Genomic DNA, 16,854 nt, shown 5'->3' on the forward strand with positions numbered 1-16,854 from the left:
TCGGAGGCGAAATGTCCACACGCCGTCGCATTCGAGGCGCCCTGGCCGCCACAGGGCTCGCCCTGCTGGCCGTCACGACGCCTGTCGCGAACGCCCAGACCGGCGACCCGGCGAGAGGGCTGTATGCGGTGGAAGGCGCGAACGACACGGGCAAGCGCACCGCCGTCGCCCGCACCGGTGTCGACGTCGCGGGTTCGCGCGGTGGCGCGCTGACCGTCGTCGCCACCCCCGAACAGGCCGCGAGCCTGCGCGCGAACGGATTCACGCTCAAGTCGCTCGGCGACTTCGACAGCATGCTGAAACAACGCAGCGGCCGGGCGGGCACCGCCGCCGTCGCCGGCGACTTCCCGCCCGGCGACGAGGCGTACCACACCTACGCCGAAACGACCGCTGAGCTGCAGAAGGCCGCGAAAGACCACAGCGACATCGCGACCCTTTCCAGTGTCGGCAAGTCGTACGAAGGCCGTGAGCTGAACCTGCTGAAGATCAGCGACAACGCGGGCACGGACGAGAACGAGCCCGAAGTCCTCTTCACCTGCAACCAGCACGCGCGCGAACACCTCACCACCGAGATGTGCCTGCGTATCGTGCAGCGCCTCACCAGCGGGTACGCGAGTGACCCCGCCATCAAGAAGATGGTCGACGAGCACGAGATCTACGTGATCCCGAATGTCAACCCGGACGGTTCCGAGTACGACATCACCGGCGGCGAGTACCAAGGCTGGCGCAAGACGCGGAAGCCGGTGCCGGGCAGCAGCGCCATCGGCACCGACCCGAACCGCAACTGGGACTACAAGTGGAACTGCTGCGGCGGATCGAGCGCCAGCCCGTCCGCCGAGGACTACCACGGTCCGTCGGCGTTCTCCGAGGCCGAGACCAAGGCTGTCGCGGAGTTCGTGGACTCCCGCGTGGTCGGCGGCGTGCAGCAGATCAAGACGCACATCGACTTCCACACCTTCTCGGAGCTGGTGCTCTGGCCGTTCGGCTACACGAAGAACGACACCGCCGAAGGCATGACCGACGCCGAAGCGAAGAGGTTCGCCGACGTCGGCAAGAAGATGGCCGCCACCAACGGCTACTCGCCCGAGCAGTCCAGCGACCTGTACGTCACCGACGGCGACGTCAACGACTGGGCGTGGGGTAAGCACAAGATCCTCAGCTACACCTTCGAGATGTACCCGAAGGACGGCGGGATCGACGGCTTCTACCCGCCCGCTTCGGTGATCCCGGAGCAGACCGCCCGCAACGACAAGGCCGTCGACATCCTCATCAGCGAAGCAGGAGCCTGATCCCTGGTCAGGCCCTGAGATCGGCCACTCGCGACGCCCGGCTCTTCGGCGAATCCCAGCCGAAGCTCCGGGCGTCGCCCGTCCGGTCACGGACCCAATAGCATGATCGACTTTGTTCTTCGGTGCCCCGAATGGCTGAATTCTGGATAATCAATGAGTGCGCAAGCGGTTCTCGGAAGGCTCAGCGATCGCGTCGACGGTGGTCACCGGCGACGATTTCGACGAACTCGAGGACACCTTCCAGGCGTTCCTCGCCCCGGACACGGTCAAGCTGCACACCCCGGCGCCCACCGGGTTCTTCGACATCTCCCAGCTCAGCGGCCTGCGCATCCCGGGAATCGACCCGAACGGCCTCTCCGTCTACGAGATGACGCTGGACTCCGACGTCGTCCTGCACGGCGAGGAGACCCCCGACGCCTACACCGTCGTCGTGACCGTGACGGGCAGTAGCCAGTTCCTCATCAACGACCAGGACGTGCCTTCACGCCACGTCGTGACCGGACCGGAGACCCGCTTCCGGACCGGCTTCGAGCATCCCGACATCCTGATGCTGCGGGTCGGCAAGCAACTGGTGGCCGACGCGATGCGCGAACGGCGCGGCGAGGCGCCGACGTCGACCCTGCGCTTCGATCCGGCGATCGTCGAGACGTCGGGTATGGGCCAGTGGATCACCCTGCTCCACACCTTCAGCGAGACCGCGGCCTCCGGCCTGTTCGACCGATCACCGCTGGCCGCCGCGCATTTCGAGAAGCTGCTGCTGCACGGCCTGCTCGACACCCAGCCGCATTCGCTGTCCGGCGAACTGGCCGCGGAACCGTCCCGGCCGAAGTCGACGGCGGTCCGCCGCGCGATGACCTACTGCGAGGAACACGCCGCCGAACCGGTGTCGATCGGCGAGCTGGCGATGGCCGCGCGAGTCAGCGTGCGCGCGCTGCAACTGGCTTTCCGCACCGAACTCGGGCTGACGCCGATGGAATATCTGCGGCGCGTCCGGCTCGACCACGTCCACCAGGACCTGGTCGCGATCGCGCAGGGGCGCGCCGCGGGTAGCGTCACGGACGTCGCCTTGCGGTGGGGCTTCACGCATCTCGGCCGGTTTTCCGGTTTTTACCGCGAGACCTACGGCAAACTCCCTTCGCAAACGGCACGTCTCACCGCCTGAAGGAGTGCGATGCTGGTCGAACTGGCCATCGGCGACGCGTACGGAGGCTCCTTCGAGCACGCGTACCCGAGCTTCGTCGCCGAGCACAACACGCTCACCGGATACGTGCCGCATCCCGGCCAGCTCGGCGTCCCGGCAGGCCGCTACACCGACGACACGCAGATGACGATCGCGATCGCCGAACTGCTCGTCTCCGGCCGCCGCTGGACTCCGCTGCTGCTCGCCGAGCAGTTCGTCCTCGCCTACCATCGCGATCCGCACGACGGCTACGCGCCGCGTTTCCATCAGCTGCTCAGCGAGGTCCGGGACGGCGAGGAGCTGCTACGACGGCTCCAGCCGCAGAGCGACAAGAGCGGGGCGGCCATGCGCGCCGGGCCGATCGGCGTCCTGCCGACCGTCGACGACGTCCTCTATCACGCGAAACTGCAGGCCAGGATCACGCACGACACCCCGGCCGGGATCGCCGCGGCCCAGGCCGCCGCGCTGGCCGTGCACTACTGCCACCATCGGCTCGGACCGCTGACCGAGGTCGCGCGATGGATCGACGGAGTGCTTCCCGAGGACGTCGGGCACGGCGGCTGGGCGCGACCGTGGTCAGGCAAGATCGGGCCGCAGGGCTGGATGAGTGTCCGCGCCGCGCTGACCGTCCTCGCCGACGGCGGAGGCCTCGCCCGGATGCTCCACCGCTGCGTTGCCTTCACCGGCGACGTCGACACCGCCGCCACCATCGCGCTGGCCGCCGCGTCGCGGTCGCCCGAGGTGGCCCCGGATCTGCCACCGGTGCTGTGGCGGGATCTGGAGAACGGCGAATTCGGCCGCGACTATCTGGCGAAGCTGGACGAACAACTGCTTCGCGGCTGACTACCAGGAAGGCCGGTACCGCAGGCCCTGCTCGTAGTACTGGTCGTCGGATTCCGCCGGCTCGTCCTGCTCGTCCTCGGCGGGCCCGGCCGGTTCTCCCGAACGGTCCCGCAGCACGACGTTCTCGGCGCCTGCCGTCGGCCGTCGCGAGACGGGCGTAGCGGGCGCGACGGTTTCCCCGGCCTGCTGGAACGAAGGGGTGAACCCGAGCCGCCAGCGGAGCCTGTCCGTGATGTACCCGGCGTTGCCGATCGGCGCCATCAGCTCCGCGCTGCGTTTCGCGGATCCTTGTTGCGCTTCCTGATAGGTCCGCATGACGGCGTCCGCGATCTCGGCGGGCGACATCCGCGAAACGGCGTCGCTCACCCTGAGCCGTGTCATCACGCCGTCGGTGTTGACCGACACAGAGACGGCACCGTCCGGTGAGGACGCTTCCACCGAAAGGGCGGCCAGCGCTTCGAGCATCGCTTGCCGGTCGTTGGCCGGCTTCTTCTGGGGCGCCGGTTTGTCGGCCACGCTGAACTCCTTGCGACGGTGGGGTCTTCGCACCGGAAGACCCCACCGGGGTGTCAATCGGTCGGCAGAGGTGACAACTCCATCGGCGGCTGCTCGAACCGGCCGTCGTTCGAGATGTCGACGTTCTTGTCCCGGACCCGCTTTTCCGTGCCCTTGTCGGTGTTCTCGGTTTCGAAGTTGCCGGGATCGAAGGTCTCGCCGGGGCTGACGTCCGGCGGCTCGGGGACGATCGGCAGGTTGTTGATCTCGACGTTGATCTTCGAGATCAGCGACTCCGCAGCACGGAACATCCCTTCGCGGATGTTGACCACGCCATCGTGGAAGCTGTTGTAGATGGTTTCCGGGCTGTCGCCGATGATCGACGCGTTCTCCGAGACCAAAGTGGAGAGTCCGGCACCGGCCGCGGCACCGGCGACCTGGACCCCGTTCGCGGTGGTGAAGAAGGTCGCCGCGGTGAGGGCGGCACCGGCAGGCGGAACGGCCGCCACGAGCAAGGCCGCGACAGCGCCGGCGAAACCCGCCGCCAACGCCTTCGTCAAAGCGGATTCGTCTTGCCGTTCCTGGTCGTCCCGGTACTTTTCCGCGGCGGTCAGGAAGGACGAGGCGAGCGCGCTCAGGTCGGCCCGCGCCGTCGCGATGGCGTCCCGCGCGGCCACGATGTCGGCTTCCAGCACGGTGAGTTTGGTGCCCACGCGGGAATAGGTGTTCACGAGACCCTGGATGTAGCTCTTGGCGGTCTCGGCTCCTTCACCGCGCCACTTGAGCAGCAGGACCAGGGACCGGTCGAGCGGGGCTTTCGTGTCCTGGAAGGAGTTCCAGCACTTTTCGTAAGCCTCGATCATGGTCTGCAGGCTGTTCTCGCCGACGAGTTCCGCCTCGGAGAACTCCAGGAAGAAGTCGCGGACCTGCTCCTTCCGCCCGCCGCTGAGGTCGATGTCGCTGCCCATGAGCCAGTCCTGGAAAAGGAGATCCACCGCCGCGTAGGCATCGTTGGCGCCCTTGGTGAGGTCGGCGGTAATCCCGTCGAGGAGCTTGCTGTTGTCCCTGACGAGGCCTCCGGAGGTGGTCTCCGCGTCCAGTGCGTTGAAGTACCCGTCCACGCCGCTACCCCTGTTCCCCGTACGCCGCGCGGTTGACTCGCTGCTTGTTGTCCTCGTCGACCGATTCGTACAGTTCGGCGATCCTCATCAGGGCCTGGGAGGTGTCCTGCGTGCTTCGGTGCAGCTTCGCGAGCATCTTCTCGACGGCCGCGCGATGTTCCTCGTAGGCGGCCGAAACCCCGCGCATGCCCAAACTTTTCCCGAACGCGGTGTCCGGCGCGAAAATACCCGGGAGAAGGCCACCGGTGACCGGGTCGGGAGCGGGGACGTCCTGCCCTCGCACCCCGGTGTGGGCGGTACTGACTATGTCCGCGGCCTTCTGTAGTTCCTTGCTCGACAACCTGAGATCGTCGAGGTCGGTTTCGAAACTGACCATGTTCACCTCGCTGTCCGGATTCCAGTCCATGTAAGCAGCGTTGACTTGGCTGGAAGCCCGACTTCGCGATGCGCGTCCGGTGACGAACGTCACCCCGGCGCGAGCGACTAACGCGGGGGCCCGGGGGCGGAGCCCGCCGGGCGGGGTTTGGGGGTTGCACCCCCAAAACAAACAACGGAGCGAGTTGGTTGGCGCTTTCCGCCAACACAACTCGCTCCGAGTGACGTGGAGCTGAGGGGAATCGAACCCCTGACCCCTGCCTTGCAAAGGCAGTGCTCTACCAATTGAGCTACAGCCCCGGATCGCAGGCGATCATGATAACCGCCCGCGCCGAATCAGTTGTTACGGGACGCGTCCGCCGCCTTGGCCGGGGCGCTTCCGTTGGTGGAAACGGCGCCCAGGGGACGCTCGGTGGGAGCGGTGGCCTCCCGCCACAGGTCGGCCTCGGCCTTGGCTGCCTTGTTGCGCTTGATCACGAACAGCACGCCGCCCGCGATGACCGCGAGTGCCAACAGCTTCTTCATCAGAAGCCCCCTCTTCTTCGCCGAGTTGCTCCGCCTACCCACCGATGCTACTGCACGCCACTCCCCCGACGTCCCCGCACCTACGTTCCACGTGGAACACAAACCCAGCCAAGCCACCTCTCCCCGATGGCGCCGGTCCACGGCAATGGGCCCGCCAGGGCCCGAGCCGACTCGGGGGGGTCCAGGGGGGCGAAGCCCTCCCTGGCGGGGGTTTGGGGGTTCGACCCCCAAAACAAAAAACACCCGGTTGCATCTGCGTTTTTTGCAGATACAACCGGGCCAACCGGGTGGGCCCACCAGGACTTGAACCTGGGACCTCTTCGTTATCAGCGAAGCGCTCTAACCGCCTGAGCTATGGGCCCGAACGACGAGAAGATTACAGGACGCCTTTCGGCGCCCTGCAACCGGGTCACTCTCGTTCGGAAAGGGTCACTTCCAGGCCTCCGGCGAGGTCCGCGGAGACGTTGTAGATGAAGGCGCTGACGGTGGCGAGTGCCGAGATCAGCACGATGTTGATGGCGCCGAGGATGGCCGCGATCCCGAAGACGCGGCCCGCGCTGATCAAGGGGTCCGCCGGTGCGTCGGCACCTTCGCCGCCGACGAGCGACGAGTAGGTCCCGTTGAGTTTGTCCCAGACGCCCATGCCGTCGAGGACGGTGTAGAGGACGCCGACGGCGACGAGCCAGACGAAGAACAGCGCGACGCCGAGGACGAGGGACAGTTTCAGCACCGACCAGGGGTCGAAGCGTTTGATCTGCAGGCTGGCGCGACGCGGTCCGCGGCCGGGGCGGCGGAGCGCGGTGGGGGCGGCGCGGGTGCGAGAGGCCGACGGGATGGCGGAGGGGGCGGGTTGGTCGCCCTCTCCGCTGTCGCCGAAGAGCCTCTTCGCGGCGGTGCCGCTGACCCCGTGGTAGTCGGTCACGGTGGTCGCGTCCTGCTTCGGTTCCGAGTAGGCCACGTCTTCGGTGGCGACCGAAGACACCGAGACCGTCTGCTCGCCGGCTCCTTCGGCCTCCCCGGCACCGCTGTCGCGCTGCCAGGGCGGGCTCGACGAGCCCGCCTGCGCGCCGCCTGCTTCGGGCTTCTCGGATGGTGTCACGAGGTGTCAGTCCTTACCCAGTACGTGGGGGCGTCGCCTATTGCTCCGACGCCGGGGTTTCTTCTCCTTCAGTACTACCTGCAGTGGCGACGTCTGAGGGCTCGTCCGCGTTGCGTGCGACCGCGAGAAGAGTGGTTCCTTCGTCGAGATTCATCAGCCGCACTCCCTTCGTCTGCCTGCCTGCCTTGCGCACCTGTCCGGCCGAAGTCCGGATCACCCCGCCGCTGGAGGTGATCGCGTAAAGCTCGTCTTCGGCGTCGACGATGACCGCACCCACCAGCCTGCCACGTTTCCGGTCGTACTGAATGGTGAGCACACCCTTGCCACCGCGGCCTTGGACCGGGTAGTCGTCGGTCGGCGTGCGCTTGGCGTAACCGCCGTCGGTGGCGACGAGGAGGAACTTGTCCGGCTGGACGACGTTGATGCCGAGCAGTTCGTCGCCGTCGTTGAACCGCATGCCCAGCACACCGGAGGTCGCGCGGCCCATCGGGCGCAGCGCCTCGTCGGTGGCGTGGAAGCGGATGGACTGGCCTTCCGCGGACACCAGGAGCAGGTCGTCTTCCGCGGCCGCGAGCACGGCTCCGACCAGCTCGTCCCCTTCGCGGAGGTTGACCGCGATGAGGCCGCCGGCGCGGTTGGAGTCGAAGTCGGTGAGCTTGGTCTTCTTCACCAGGCCGCGCCGGGTCGCGAGCACGAGGTACGGGGCGACCTCGTAGTTCGGGATCTCGATGACCTGGGCGATCTTCTCGTCCGGCTGGAAGGCGAGGAGGTTCGCGACGTGCTGGCCGCGCGCGTTGCGGTTGGCCTCGGGCAGGTCGTAGGCCTTGGCCCGGTAGACGCGGCCCTTGTTCGTGAAGAACAGGATCCAGTCGTGGGTCGAGCAGACGAAGAAGTGCTGGACGATGTCGTCCTGTTTCAGGGTGGCGCCCTGGACGCCCTTGCCGCCGCGCTTCTGCGATCGGTACAGATCGGTTTTCGTTCGCTTGGCGTAACCCGTGCGGGTGATCGTGACGACGACGTCCTCGACCGCGATGAGGTCCTCGACCGAGACCTCGCCGTCGAACGGGATGATCTTGGTGCGCCGGTCGTCGCCGTACTTGTCGACGATCTCCTGCAGTTCCTCGGCGATGATCGAGCGCTGGCGCTCGGGCTTCTCGAGGATGTCCTTGAGGTCGGCGATCTCGAGTTCGATCTCGGCGAGGGTGTCGACGATGCGCTGACGCTCCAGTGCCGCGAGGCGGCGCAGCTGCATGTCGAGGATCGCGGTCGCCTGGATCTCGTCGACGTCGAGCAGGCTCATCAGGGCGGGCCGGGCCTCTTCGGCCGAGGGCGAGCGCCGGATGAGGGCGATGACCTCGTCGAGCATGTCCAGCGCCTTGACCAGACCGCGCAGGATGTGGGCGCGTTCCTCGGCCTTCTTGAGCCGGAAGCGGGTCCGGCGGACGATGACCTCGATCTGGTGCTTCACGTAGTGCCGGATCATCTGGTCCAGGCGCAGCGTGCGGGGCACGCCGTCGACCAGGGCCAGCATGTTGACACCGAAGTTCTGCTGGAGCTGGGTGTGCTTGAACAGGTTGTTCAGCACGACCTTCGCGACCGCGTCACGTTTGATCGTGACGACGATCCGCATCCCGCTGCGGCTGTTGGACTCGTCCGCGATGTCGGAGATGCCGGTGAGCTTGCCGTCGCGGACCAGGTTCGCGATGTTCTCGACCAGGTTGTCCGGGTTGACCTGGAACGGCAGCTCGGACACGACCAGGATCGTGCGGCCCTTGGCGTCTTCCTCGACCTCGACGACCGCGCGCATGCGCACGGAACCGCGGCCGGTGCGGTACGCGTCCTCGATGCCGGAGTTGCCGAGGATCATCGCCTTGGTCGGGAAGTCCGGGCCCTTGATCCGGACGAGCAGCGCGGCGAGCAGCTCGTCGTCGGTCGCGTCGTAGTTCTCCAGCGCCCATTTGACGCCGTCGGCGACCTCGCGCAGGTTGTGCGGCGGGATGTTCGTCGCCATTCCGACCGCGATCCCGGAACCGCCGTTGACCAGCAGGTTCGGGAACCGCGACGGCAGGACGTCGGGTTCCTGGGTGCGGCCGTCGTAGTTGTCGGAGAAGTCGACGGTGTCTTCTTCGATGTCCTGGAGCATGTGCATCGCGAGATGCGCGAGGCGGGACTCGGTGTACCGCATGGCGGCCGCGGGGTCGTTGCCCGGCGAGCCGAAGTTGCCCTGGCCGTCGATCAGCGGGTACCGCAGCGACCACGGCTGGGCGAGCCGGACCAGCGCGTCGTAGATCGCGGAGTCACCGTGCGGGTGGTAGTTGCCCATCACGTCGCCGACGACGCGGGAGCACTTGTTGTACCCGCGGTCGGGGCGGAAGCCGGAGTCGAACATCGAGTACAGCACGCGGCGGTGCACCGGCTTGAGGCCGTCTCGCACGTCCGGCAGCGCCCGCGACACGATGACGCTCATCGCGTAGTCGATGTAGGAGCGCTGCATCTCCTGCTGGATGTCGACCGGTTCGATCCGGTCGTGGTCCGGAGCCGGCGGCAAGGTTTCCGTCATGAGGTCCTTCTCGTGAGGGCAGTCCTGATGGGACAGAGAAACGGGACGTGACTACACGTCGAGGAAGCGAACGTCCTTGGCGTTGCGCGTGATGAAGGAGCGGCGCGCTTCGACGTCCTCGCCCATCAGTACGGAGAACAGGTCGTCGGCCTGCGCGGCGTCGTCCAGGGTGACCTGGCCGAGCAACCGGTTCGCCGGGTCCATCGTGGTCTCCCACAGCTCTTCGGCGTTCATCTCGCCGAGACCCTTGTAGCGCTGGATCGCGTCGTCCTTGGGGAGGCGCTTGCCCGCCTCGACACCGGCCTGGATGACGGCGTCGCGCTCACGGTCGGAGTACGCGTACTCCGGTTCCGACCGCGGCCACTTGATCTTGTACAGCGGCGGCCGCGAGAGGAACACGTGCCCGTGCTCGATCAGCGGGGTCATGAACCGGAACAGCAGGGTGAGCAGCAGCGTGGTGATGTGCTGGCCGTCGACGTCGGCGTCGGCCATCAGCACGATCTTGTGGTACCGCAGCTTTTCGAGGTCGAACTCGTCGTGGATACCGGTGCCGAGCGCGGTGATCAGCGACTGGACCTCGGTGTTCTTGAGGACGCGGTCGATACGGGCCTTCTCGACGTTGATGATCTTGCCCCGGATCGGCAGGATCGCCTGGTACATCGAGTCGCGGCCTTCCTTGGCCGAACCGCCCGCCGAGTCACCCTCGACGATGTAGAGCTCGCATTCCGACGGGTTGGTCGAGCGGCAGTCCTTGAGCTTGCCCGGCAGCCCGCCGATCTCCAGCGCGCCCTTGCGGCGGACCAGGTCGCGCGCCTTGCGGGCGGCCATCCGCGCGTGCGCCGAGGAGATCGACTTGTTGATGATCGTCTTCGACTCGGCGGGGTTGCGCTCGAACCAGTCGGCCAGCCACTCGTTCGACGTCTGCTGCACGAACGTCTTCGCCTCGCTGTTGCCCAGCTTGGTCTTGGTCTGGCCCTCGAACTGCGGTTCGGACAGCTTGATCGAGACGATCGCGGCGAGACCCTCGCGCACGTCGTCACCGGTCAGGTTGGCGTCCTTCTCCTTGAGCAGCTTCTTCTCGCGCGCGTACGCGTTGACGACGCGGGTGAGCGCGGCGCGGAAGCCTTCTTCGTGCGTGCCGCCCTCATGCGTGTTGATCGTGTTGGCGAAGGTGTACACCGACGGCGTGAAGCCGTTGTTCCACTGCATGGCGACCTCGACCTCGAGGCCGGTGCCCTTGGCCTCGAAGGAGATCACCGAGGAGTGGATCGGGTCCTTGCTGCCGTTGATGTGCTTGACGAAGTCTTCGAGACCGCCGGGGTAGCAGTAGGTCTTCTCCTTGACCCGCGCCGCCTGGCCGGAGGCGTCCTCTTCGGTCTCTTCGTCGGCGACGCGCTCGTCGCGCAGCGAAAGGGTCAGGCCCTTGTTGAGGAAGGCCATCTCCTGCAGACGACGGGAGATCGTCTCGAAGTTGTACGTCGTGGTCTCGAAGATGCCGCCGTCGGCCCAGAAGGTGATCGTGGTGCCGGTGTCCTCGGCCGGGCCGAGGTCCTCCAGCTCGCCGGGGATCTGGTCGGTGTAGACCTGGCGCCAGCTGCGCCCGCCGTATTTGACCTCGGCGATGAGCTTGGTCGAGAGCGCGTTCACCACGGAGACACCTACGCCGTGCAGACCGCCCGACACCGCGTAGGAGTCGCTGTCGAACTTGCCGCCCGCGTGGAGCACGGTGAGCACGACCTCGAGGGTCGGCTTCTTCTCCTTGGGGTGCATGTCGACCGGGATACCGCGGCCGTCGTCGACGACCCGGACGCCGCCGTCGGCCAGCAAGGTAACCTCGACCTTGGTGGCGTGACCCGCCATGGCCTCGTCGACGGAGTTGTCGACGACCTCTTGAACGAGGTGGTGGAGGCCGCGTTCACCGGTGGAACCGATGTACATACCGGGACGCTTGCGGACAGCTTCGAGCCCTTCGAGCACCGTGATCGACGACGCGTTGTACTCGCTCTTGTTCTCGGTCACAGGCGTTGATTCTCCTCGTCTCGCTCGAGCAGACGCTCGCTCATCTCCAGTGTACTTGGCCGCGTCCGCTGACATGCGGCAAGGACACCCCTGATTCGCTCACAGACGCGCTAATTCGTTCGAAGAAGAGTCTTGACGTTCGCGAAGCACTCTGAGCGCGTTCTCGGGGCGCTGGTGGCACAGTTGCCGCGAAGCGCAACTCGGATCAGCCGTACGTGTCACGCGGACCACGTCCCGGGACGTGCCGCGGCCCTTTCCGCCAGCTCGGCGCCGTCGGTCCCTGGATCCGCATCCTCTTCACCACGCCGTGCCCGACGCCGGCCGCGATCTTCGTCAGCAGCTGCCCCTGGAGCAGGCGCAGCTGCGTCGCCCACGCCGTCGAGCTGGCGCGCACGGTCAGCTCGCCGTCCTTCAGCGCCACCGGCTGGGCGTGCTCGGCGACCTCGTCACCCACCAGTCGTGCCCAGTGGCCGAAGACCTGACCGTTGGCCAGCCGCGTGTTCCAGCCGCGGTCGACCGCGAGCCGGGAGGCGAGCCTGCCGAGCGGTTGCGGGTCGCGCGTGTCGGCACCCGGCCCTGACCAGCGACGACGTCGCGGGCTCTGCCCGTTCGCCCCGGCCCCTCCTCCGGTGATACGGCCGCGGCGCGCGCCTGGTTCAACTCCGCGCGCCTTCGCTTTGGCCTTCGCGGCCTCCAGCGCGGCATGCGCGAGGTCACGGCCGGTAGTCGGCTCCTTGCCTTCGGTATCGGTTGCGCCGTTCGATACCGAGGGCTGTTCACGCTGCGTGTCGAACAGGCCTCCCTCACTCGGGCTACCGCCCGTGCGGGGAGTGTCAAGCCGCTTTTCCGGCCCCTTGGTCACGCGGGGCGATAACGCGTTCACGGTGTTATCCACACTGTCCACAGGTTTGTCCCCAGATCGGTGGGCAACTGCTGTGGCGCCGATCACCCGGGGTGTCCGCTTCGCTCCGGTCACCCTCGGTTGATCTCACCATCTGCCACGAGGAACCGGTGCCCGGCCAGTTCGGCGGGTACGTCCTCGTCCACGGCGGCGGTCACCAGCACCTGCTCGGCACCTGCCGCCACCTCCGCCAGCCGGGCCCGGCGACGCCGGTCCAGCTCGGCGAACACATCATCCAGGAGAAGCACCGGTTCCCCGGCCTCGCCACGCAGGAGCTCGTAGCTTCCCAGACGCAATGCAAGGGCGAACGACCAGGACTCCCCATGGCTCGCGTACCCCTTGGCCGGTGCTTCGCCGAGGACGAGGTCCAGCTCGTCCCGGTGCGGGCCGACCATGCTCACCCCGCGCTCCAGCTCCAGGTTCCGGGACCGGCCCAGCGCTTCGACCAGCACTTCCTTGAGGACCGCTTCGTCCGCGCGAGCACCGTCCGGGACGCCGTAGCCCTCCGGCATCGCTTCGCCCAGGCTGGACCTGTACGCGATCTTCGCCGGTCGTGAGTCGGGAGCGACCCCCATGTACGCGGCGGCCGCGTACGGCGCGAGGTCCGCGATGAGGTTCAGCCGGGCGGCCAGCAACGCCGCCCCGGCCACCGCGAGGTGGTCGTCCCAGACGTCGAGCGTCGACAACGCGTACGGGTCTTCGCGCCCCGTACGCCGCTTACCCGCCGTCTTGAGCAGGGCGTTCCGCTGCTTCAGGACCTTCTCGTAGTCGGCGCGGACCCCGGCGTACCGGGGGGCGCGCAGCACGAGGAGTTCGTCCATGAACCGACGGCGTTCACCGGGATCCCCGCGTACGAGTGCCAGATCCTCCGGGGAGAACAGCACCGTACGCAGGATGCCCAGCACGTCACGCGGCTTGCCGACCGCGCCGCGGTTGATCCGCGCGCGGTTCGCCTTGCCGGGGGTGATCTCCAGTTCGACCGTCAGCTCGCGATCCTCGTTGACCACCGCGACCCTGATCAGCGCGCGTTCGCACCCGTGCCGCACCAACGGCGCGTCGGTCGCGACGCGATGCGAGCCCAGGGTCGCGATGTAGCCGATCGCCTCGAGGAGGTTCGTCTTGCCGCGGCCGTTCTGTCCGACGAGGACGGTCGGGCCGGGTTCGAGCGCGAGATCGGCTTGTGGCCAGGACCGGAAGTCGGTGACCTGGAGATGTCTTAGGTACAACCCGTCTGCCTAGTGGCCGGCCGTCGTCACTGGACCTTTTTCACGGCGTGCCCGCCGAACTGGTTGCGCAGCGCGGCGACGGCCCGCATCGCGGCGGAGTCCTCCTGGCGGGAGGCGAACCGCGCGAAGAGCGCGGCCGAGATGACCGGCGCCGGGACCGCGTTGTTGATCGCCTCTTCCAGTGTCCACCGGCCTTCACCGGAATCCTCGACGTAGCCCTCGAGGTCGTCCAGCTCCGGGTCCTCGTCGAGCGCGCGGACGAGCAGGTCGAGCAGCCACGAGCGGACGACGGTCCCCCGCTGCCAGCCCTTGATCACCGCGGGCACGTTCTCGACGACCTTCGCGGCTTCGAGCAGCTCGAAGCCTTCGGCGAAGGCCTGCATCATGCCGTACTCGATGCCGTTGTGGATCATCTTCGCGTAGTGACCGGAGCCGACGGCGCCGGCGTGCGAGAAGCCCTCTTCGCGCGGGCCCTCGGGGCGAAGCGCGTCGAAGATCGGCATGGCCTTCTCGACGTCCGAAGCCGCACCGCCGACCATCAGGCCGTAGCCGTTGTCCTTGCCCCACACGCCACCGGAAACCCCGCAGTCGAGGTAACCGATCTTCTTCGCGGCGAGCAGGTCGGCGTTGATCCTGTCGTCGGTGTACTTCGAGTTGCCGCCGTCGATCACGAGGTCGCCCTCGGACAGCAGATTGCCGAGTTCCGCGACGGTCTGCCGGGTGGGTTCACCGGCGGGCACCATGATCCAGACGATCCTCGGACCGTCCAATTTGGACACCATATCCTCGAGCGACGAGGAGTCGGTGACGTCCGGGTTGCGGTCGTAACCGACCACTTCGTGACCGGCTCCGCGCAGCCGCTCACGCATGTTGAACCCCATCTTGCCGAGGCCGATGAGTCCCAGCTGAGCCATGAAGATCCCCTTTGGTGCGAGACAGAAAGTGACGGCCGGTCAGCCAGGGAGGCGGACCGGCATCAGGAGGTACAGGTAGCCGGGGACGACGTTGCCCTCTTCGTCGGCGGGCTTGATCAGCGCCGGCCGATTCGGCGTCGTGAAGGTGAGCTCCGCGCGATTCGCGTTCAGCGCGCCGAGCCCGTCGACGAGGTAACCCGGGTTGAACGCGATGGTCACCGGCTCACCCTCGTAGTCGACCTGAAGCTCTTCTTCGGCCGAACCCTCGTCGTCGCCACCGGCGGAGAGCCGCAGCGAGCCGTCGTTGAACTCCAGCCGCACCTGGGTGCCCCGCTCGGCGACCAGCGAAACACGCTTGATCGACTCGGCGAGCGCGGAGACCTCGATGACCGCGCGCGACGTGTGCTGCGCGGGCAGCAGCTGCCGGTACGGCGGGAACTCGGCGTCGAGGAGCCGGGTCGTGGTGTAGCGGCCGGAACCGGAGAGGCCGAGGAGACCCTCACCGCTGGCGAGCGCGAGACGGATCTTCGCGCCGCTGGCACCGAGCGTCTTCGCGGCCTCGGCGAGCGTGCGCGCCGGGACGAGCACCGCGGCGTCGGACAGGCCCTCGGCGGGCTCCCAGGTGAACTCGCGCATCGCGAGCCGGAAACGGTCGGTGGCGACCAGGGTCAGCGAAGAGCCGGAGATCTCCAGCCGCATCCCGGTCAGCATCGGGAGCGTGTCGTCCTTGCCCGCGGCGACGACGACCTGGGTGACGGCCTGGCCGAAGGCGTCGCCGGTGAGTTCGCCGGCGAAGGCGGGCTGGGACGGGAGCTGCGGGTAGTCCTCGACCGGCATGGTCGGCAGGGAGAAGCGCGCGGAGCCGCAGGTGATGGTCGCGCGGGCGCCGTCGACGGAGATCTCGACCGGCTGCGCGGGCAGCGACTTGGTGATGTCGGCCAGCAGACGGCCGGAGACCAGGAGGCGGCCGCCGTCGGCGATCGTGGCCGGGACACCGACCGTGGCGGAGACCTCGTAGTCGAATCCGGAGACGGTGAGGGCGTCACTCGTCCCGTCGGATCCCGCATCGAGCAGGACACCGCCCAGAACCGGGACCGGAGGCCGCGACGGGAGGCTTCTCGCCACCCACGCGACGGCGTCGGCCAGCCCGTCACGCTCGACGCGGATCTTCATGCGCGCTTCCTTTCGACAACCGAGCCCCTGACGGCTCGAAAGCTCAACGGGTCACCGCGGCCGGAGAGCGCGATGGCCAGGTGCCTCGCAGGTGTGTTCGGTCCAGGCGAGGACGCGAACGCACGTCGACACGCAGACCAGGTGCAGGGACCCACGTTAGGCCGTCCCCGGGGTCCGCGTCACCTCGGCCTCCCCTTGTTTTTGTCGACAAGACGACACGGTTCGGCGTCTGTCCCCAGATCCGCTCTTCGCCTGTTTTTGTTTTATTCCCTTCTTAAGAAGAACTAAGAACAGCAGTAGTAATAGGGGTTGTGGATTGTGTGGACAAGGCTCGTTCGCGCAGGTCCGGGCGGCTCGGAGGGTGTGGACCCAGGGTGTGTACGGATGGTGGACAGCTCGGGCCGTCGGTGGATGGTTTCGGGCGGCGCTCGATCTGTCCACAGTCATCCACAGTTGTCCCCACGGTTATCCCCAGTCGCGGGGCGGTTTGTACCCAGGGTTGTGGGCGCCGTTCGTGACCGGAATCGCTCGGGAGAGTGACCCGGACGACCCCGTTCACCCTTGTGCACAAGATGTGGGCAACCTGGGGACAGCGTGTGGATCTTGGTGTGGAAATGCTGTGGATCGCCTGTGAGTGCGATGTGGACGGAAACCCGATCGCCGCTGGTCTCCCCGCCGCCGGAGTTGTGCACAAGATACCCACAGCATGTGGATTCCCTTTGTGCACAAGGGAAATCGCCAAGGGCGCGTACGTGCGCTTCGCCTCCTTCGCGTGCGTACGCCATATCTCTCAGGTACCCAGCCTTCGCGGCTCTACACGCGCTTCTGGCCTATGTGGACGGCCGTGCGAGCGGGAAGAGGGCATGAAGAAGGGGCTCCCACCTGGACGGTGAGAGCCCCTGAAGTCCTTGTGTGCTAAGGGTTTATGGACACGAAGCGCTGGATCGGCCGGTGGGACGACACCGGCAGGTCTCCCCAAGGGCGCTCCGCGCCCGACGGAGACTTCACCGTCGAGCGCCCTCCTTTGGGCCGAAGGCCCACGTAAACGTGATGAAGGGGCGCCCTCCGCTCCCAACCTGAGTGGTAAGCGGCCCGGCGCCCCTGCAGCACGTTTACGTCAGCGCTCGACAGGGA

General features: G+C 67.2%; 14 protein-coding genes and 2 tRNA genes. 3 read left to right on the top strand and 13 right to left on the bottom strand.

Annotated features, from left to right (window positions below):
- Positions 1 to 11 precede the first annotated feature (11 nt).
- From SD37_RS41705 to SD37_RS41715, 3 genes are all read left to right on the top strand, one after another.
- Positions 12 to 1,289, top strand: coding sequence for a M14 family metallopeptidase (locus tag SD37_RS41705; protein WP_044849528.1), 1,278 nt, complete (start codon positions 12 to 14; stop codon positions 1,287 to 1,289).
- A 157-nt stretch (positions 1,290 to 1,446) separates the two neighbouring features.
- A complete protein-coding gene (locus tag SD37_RS41710) occupies positions 1,447 to 2,451 on the top strand; it encodes a helix-turn-helix transcriptional regulator (RefSeq protein WP_044849527.1) in 1,005 nt (334 codons plus the stop codon).
- A gap of 9 nt (positions 2,452 to 2,460) precedes the next feature.
- Positions 2,461 to 3,312, top strand: a complete 852-nt coding sequence (locus SD37_RS41715; protein ID WP_044849526.1) for an ADP-ribosylglycohydrolase family protein — start codon at positions 2,461 to 2,463, stop codon at positions 3,310 to 3,312.
- On the opposite strand, the gene SD37_RS41720 is transcribed toward SD37_RS41715, so the two are convergent.
- From SD37_RS41720 to dnaN, 13 genes are all read right to left on the bottom strand, one after another.
- A complete protein-coding gene (locus tag SD37_RS41720) occupies positions 3,313 to 3,828 on the bottom strand; it encodes a YbaB/EbfC family nucleoid-associated protein (protein WP_236725247.1) in 516 nt (171 codons plus the stop codon). It lies immediately after the preceding gene.
- A 53-nt stretch (positions 3,829 to 3,881) separates the two neighbouring features.
- Positions 3,882 to 4,928, bottom strand: coding sequence for a hypothetical protein (locus SD37_RS41725; protein WP_044849525.1), 1,047 nt, complete (start codon positions 4,926 to 4,928; stop codon positions 3,882 to 3,884).
- A 4-nt stretch (positions 4,929 to 4,932) separates the two neighbouring features.
- Positions 4,933 to 5,334, bottom strand: a complete 402-nt coding sequence (locus SD37_RS41730) for a hypothetical protein (protein WP_083255237.1) — start codon at positions 5,332 to 5,334, stop codon at positions 4,933 to 4,935.
- 196 nt (positions 5,335 to 5,530) lie between these two features.
- Positions 5,531 to 5,603: transfer RNA gene (locus SD37_RS41735), tRNA-Ala, on the bottom strand.
- 36 nt (positions 5,604 to 5,639) lie between these two features.
- Positions 5,640 to 5,828, bottom strand: coding sequence for a DLW-39 family protein (locus SD37_RS41740; protein ID WP_037308710.1), 189 nt, complete (start codon positions 5,826 to 5,828; stop codon positions 5,640 to 5,642).
- Between the two features lie 288 nt (positions 5,829 to 6,116).
- Positions 6,117 to 6,190, bottom strand: a tRNA-Ile gene (locus SD37_RS41745).
- 47 nt (positions 6,191 to 6,237) lie between these two features.
- Positions 6,238 to 6,927 (bottom strand): DUF3566 domain-containing protein, encoded by a 690-nt coding sequence (locus SD37_RS41750; RefSeq protein WP_037308707.1) that lies wholly within the window; start codon positions 6,925 to 6,927, stop codon positions 6,238 to 6,240.
- 37 nt (positions 6,928 to 6,964) lie between these two features.
- The gene (gene gyrA / locus SD37_RS41755; protein WP_037308704.1) at positions 6,965 to 9,487 is read right to left on the bottom strand and encodes a DNA gyrase subunit A; all 2,523 of its coding nucleotides are present in this window, start codon (positions 9,485 to 9,487) and stop codon (positions 6,965 to 6,967) included.
- A 51-nt stretch (positions 9,488 to 9,538) separates the two neighbouring features.
- Positions 9,539 to 11,506, bottom strand: coding sequence for a DNA topoisomerase (ATP-hydrolyzing) subunit B (gyrB, locus tag SD37_RS41760; RefSeq protein ID WP_037308701.1), 1,968 nt, complete (start codon positions 11,504 to 11,506; stop codon positions 9,539 to 9,541).
- A gap of 205 nt (positions 11,507 to 11,711) precedes the next feature.
- Entirely contained in the window at positions 11,712 to 12,203 is a 492-nt protein-coding gene (locus SD37_RS41765; protein ID WP_044849753.1) for a DciA family protein, read from the bottom strand.
- Positions 12,204 to 12,478: 275 nt separating this feature from the next.
- The gene (recF, locus tag SD37_RS41770; RefSeq protein WP_044849524.1) at positions 12,479 to 13,633 is read right to left on the bottom strand and encodes a DNA replication/repair protein RecF; all 1,155 of its coding nucleotides are present in this window, start codon (positions 13,631 to 13,633) and stop codon (positions 12,479 to 12,481) included.
- Between the two features lie 26 nt (positions 13,634 to 13,659).
- Positions 13,660 to 14,547, bottom strand: a complete 888-nt coding sequence (gene gnd / locus SD37_RS41775) for a phosphogluconate dehydrogenase (NAD(+)-dependent, decarboxylating) (RefSeq protein WP_044849523.1) — start codon at positions 14,545 to 14,547, stop codon at positions 13,660 to 13,662.
- 39 nt (positions 14,548 to 14,586) lie between these two features.
- On the bottom strand, positions 14,587 to 15,720 hold the full coding sequence (gene dnaN / locus SD37_RS41780; RefSeq protein WP_020632653.1) for a DNA polymerase III subunit beta: 1,134 nt from the start codon (positions 15,718 to 15,720) through the stop codon (positions 14,587 to 14,589).
- Positions 15,721 to 16,854 lie beyond the last annotated feature (1,134 nt).

This window comes from Amycolatopsis orientalis, assembly GCF_000943515.2.
Taxonomy (GTDB): domain Bacteria; phylum Actinomycetota; class Actinomycetes; order Mycobacteriales; family Pseudonocardiaceae; genus Amycolatopsis; species Amycolatopsis orientalis.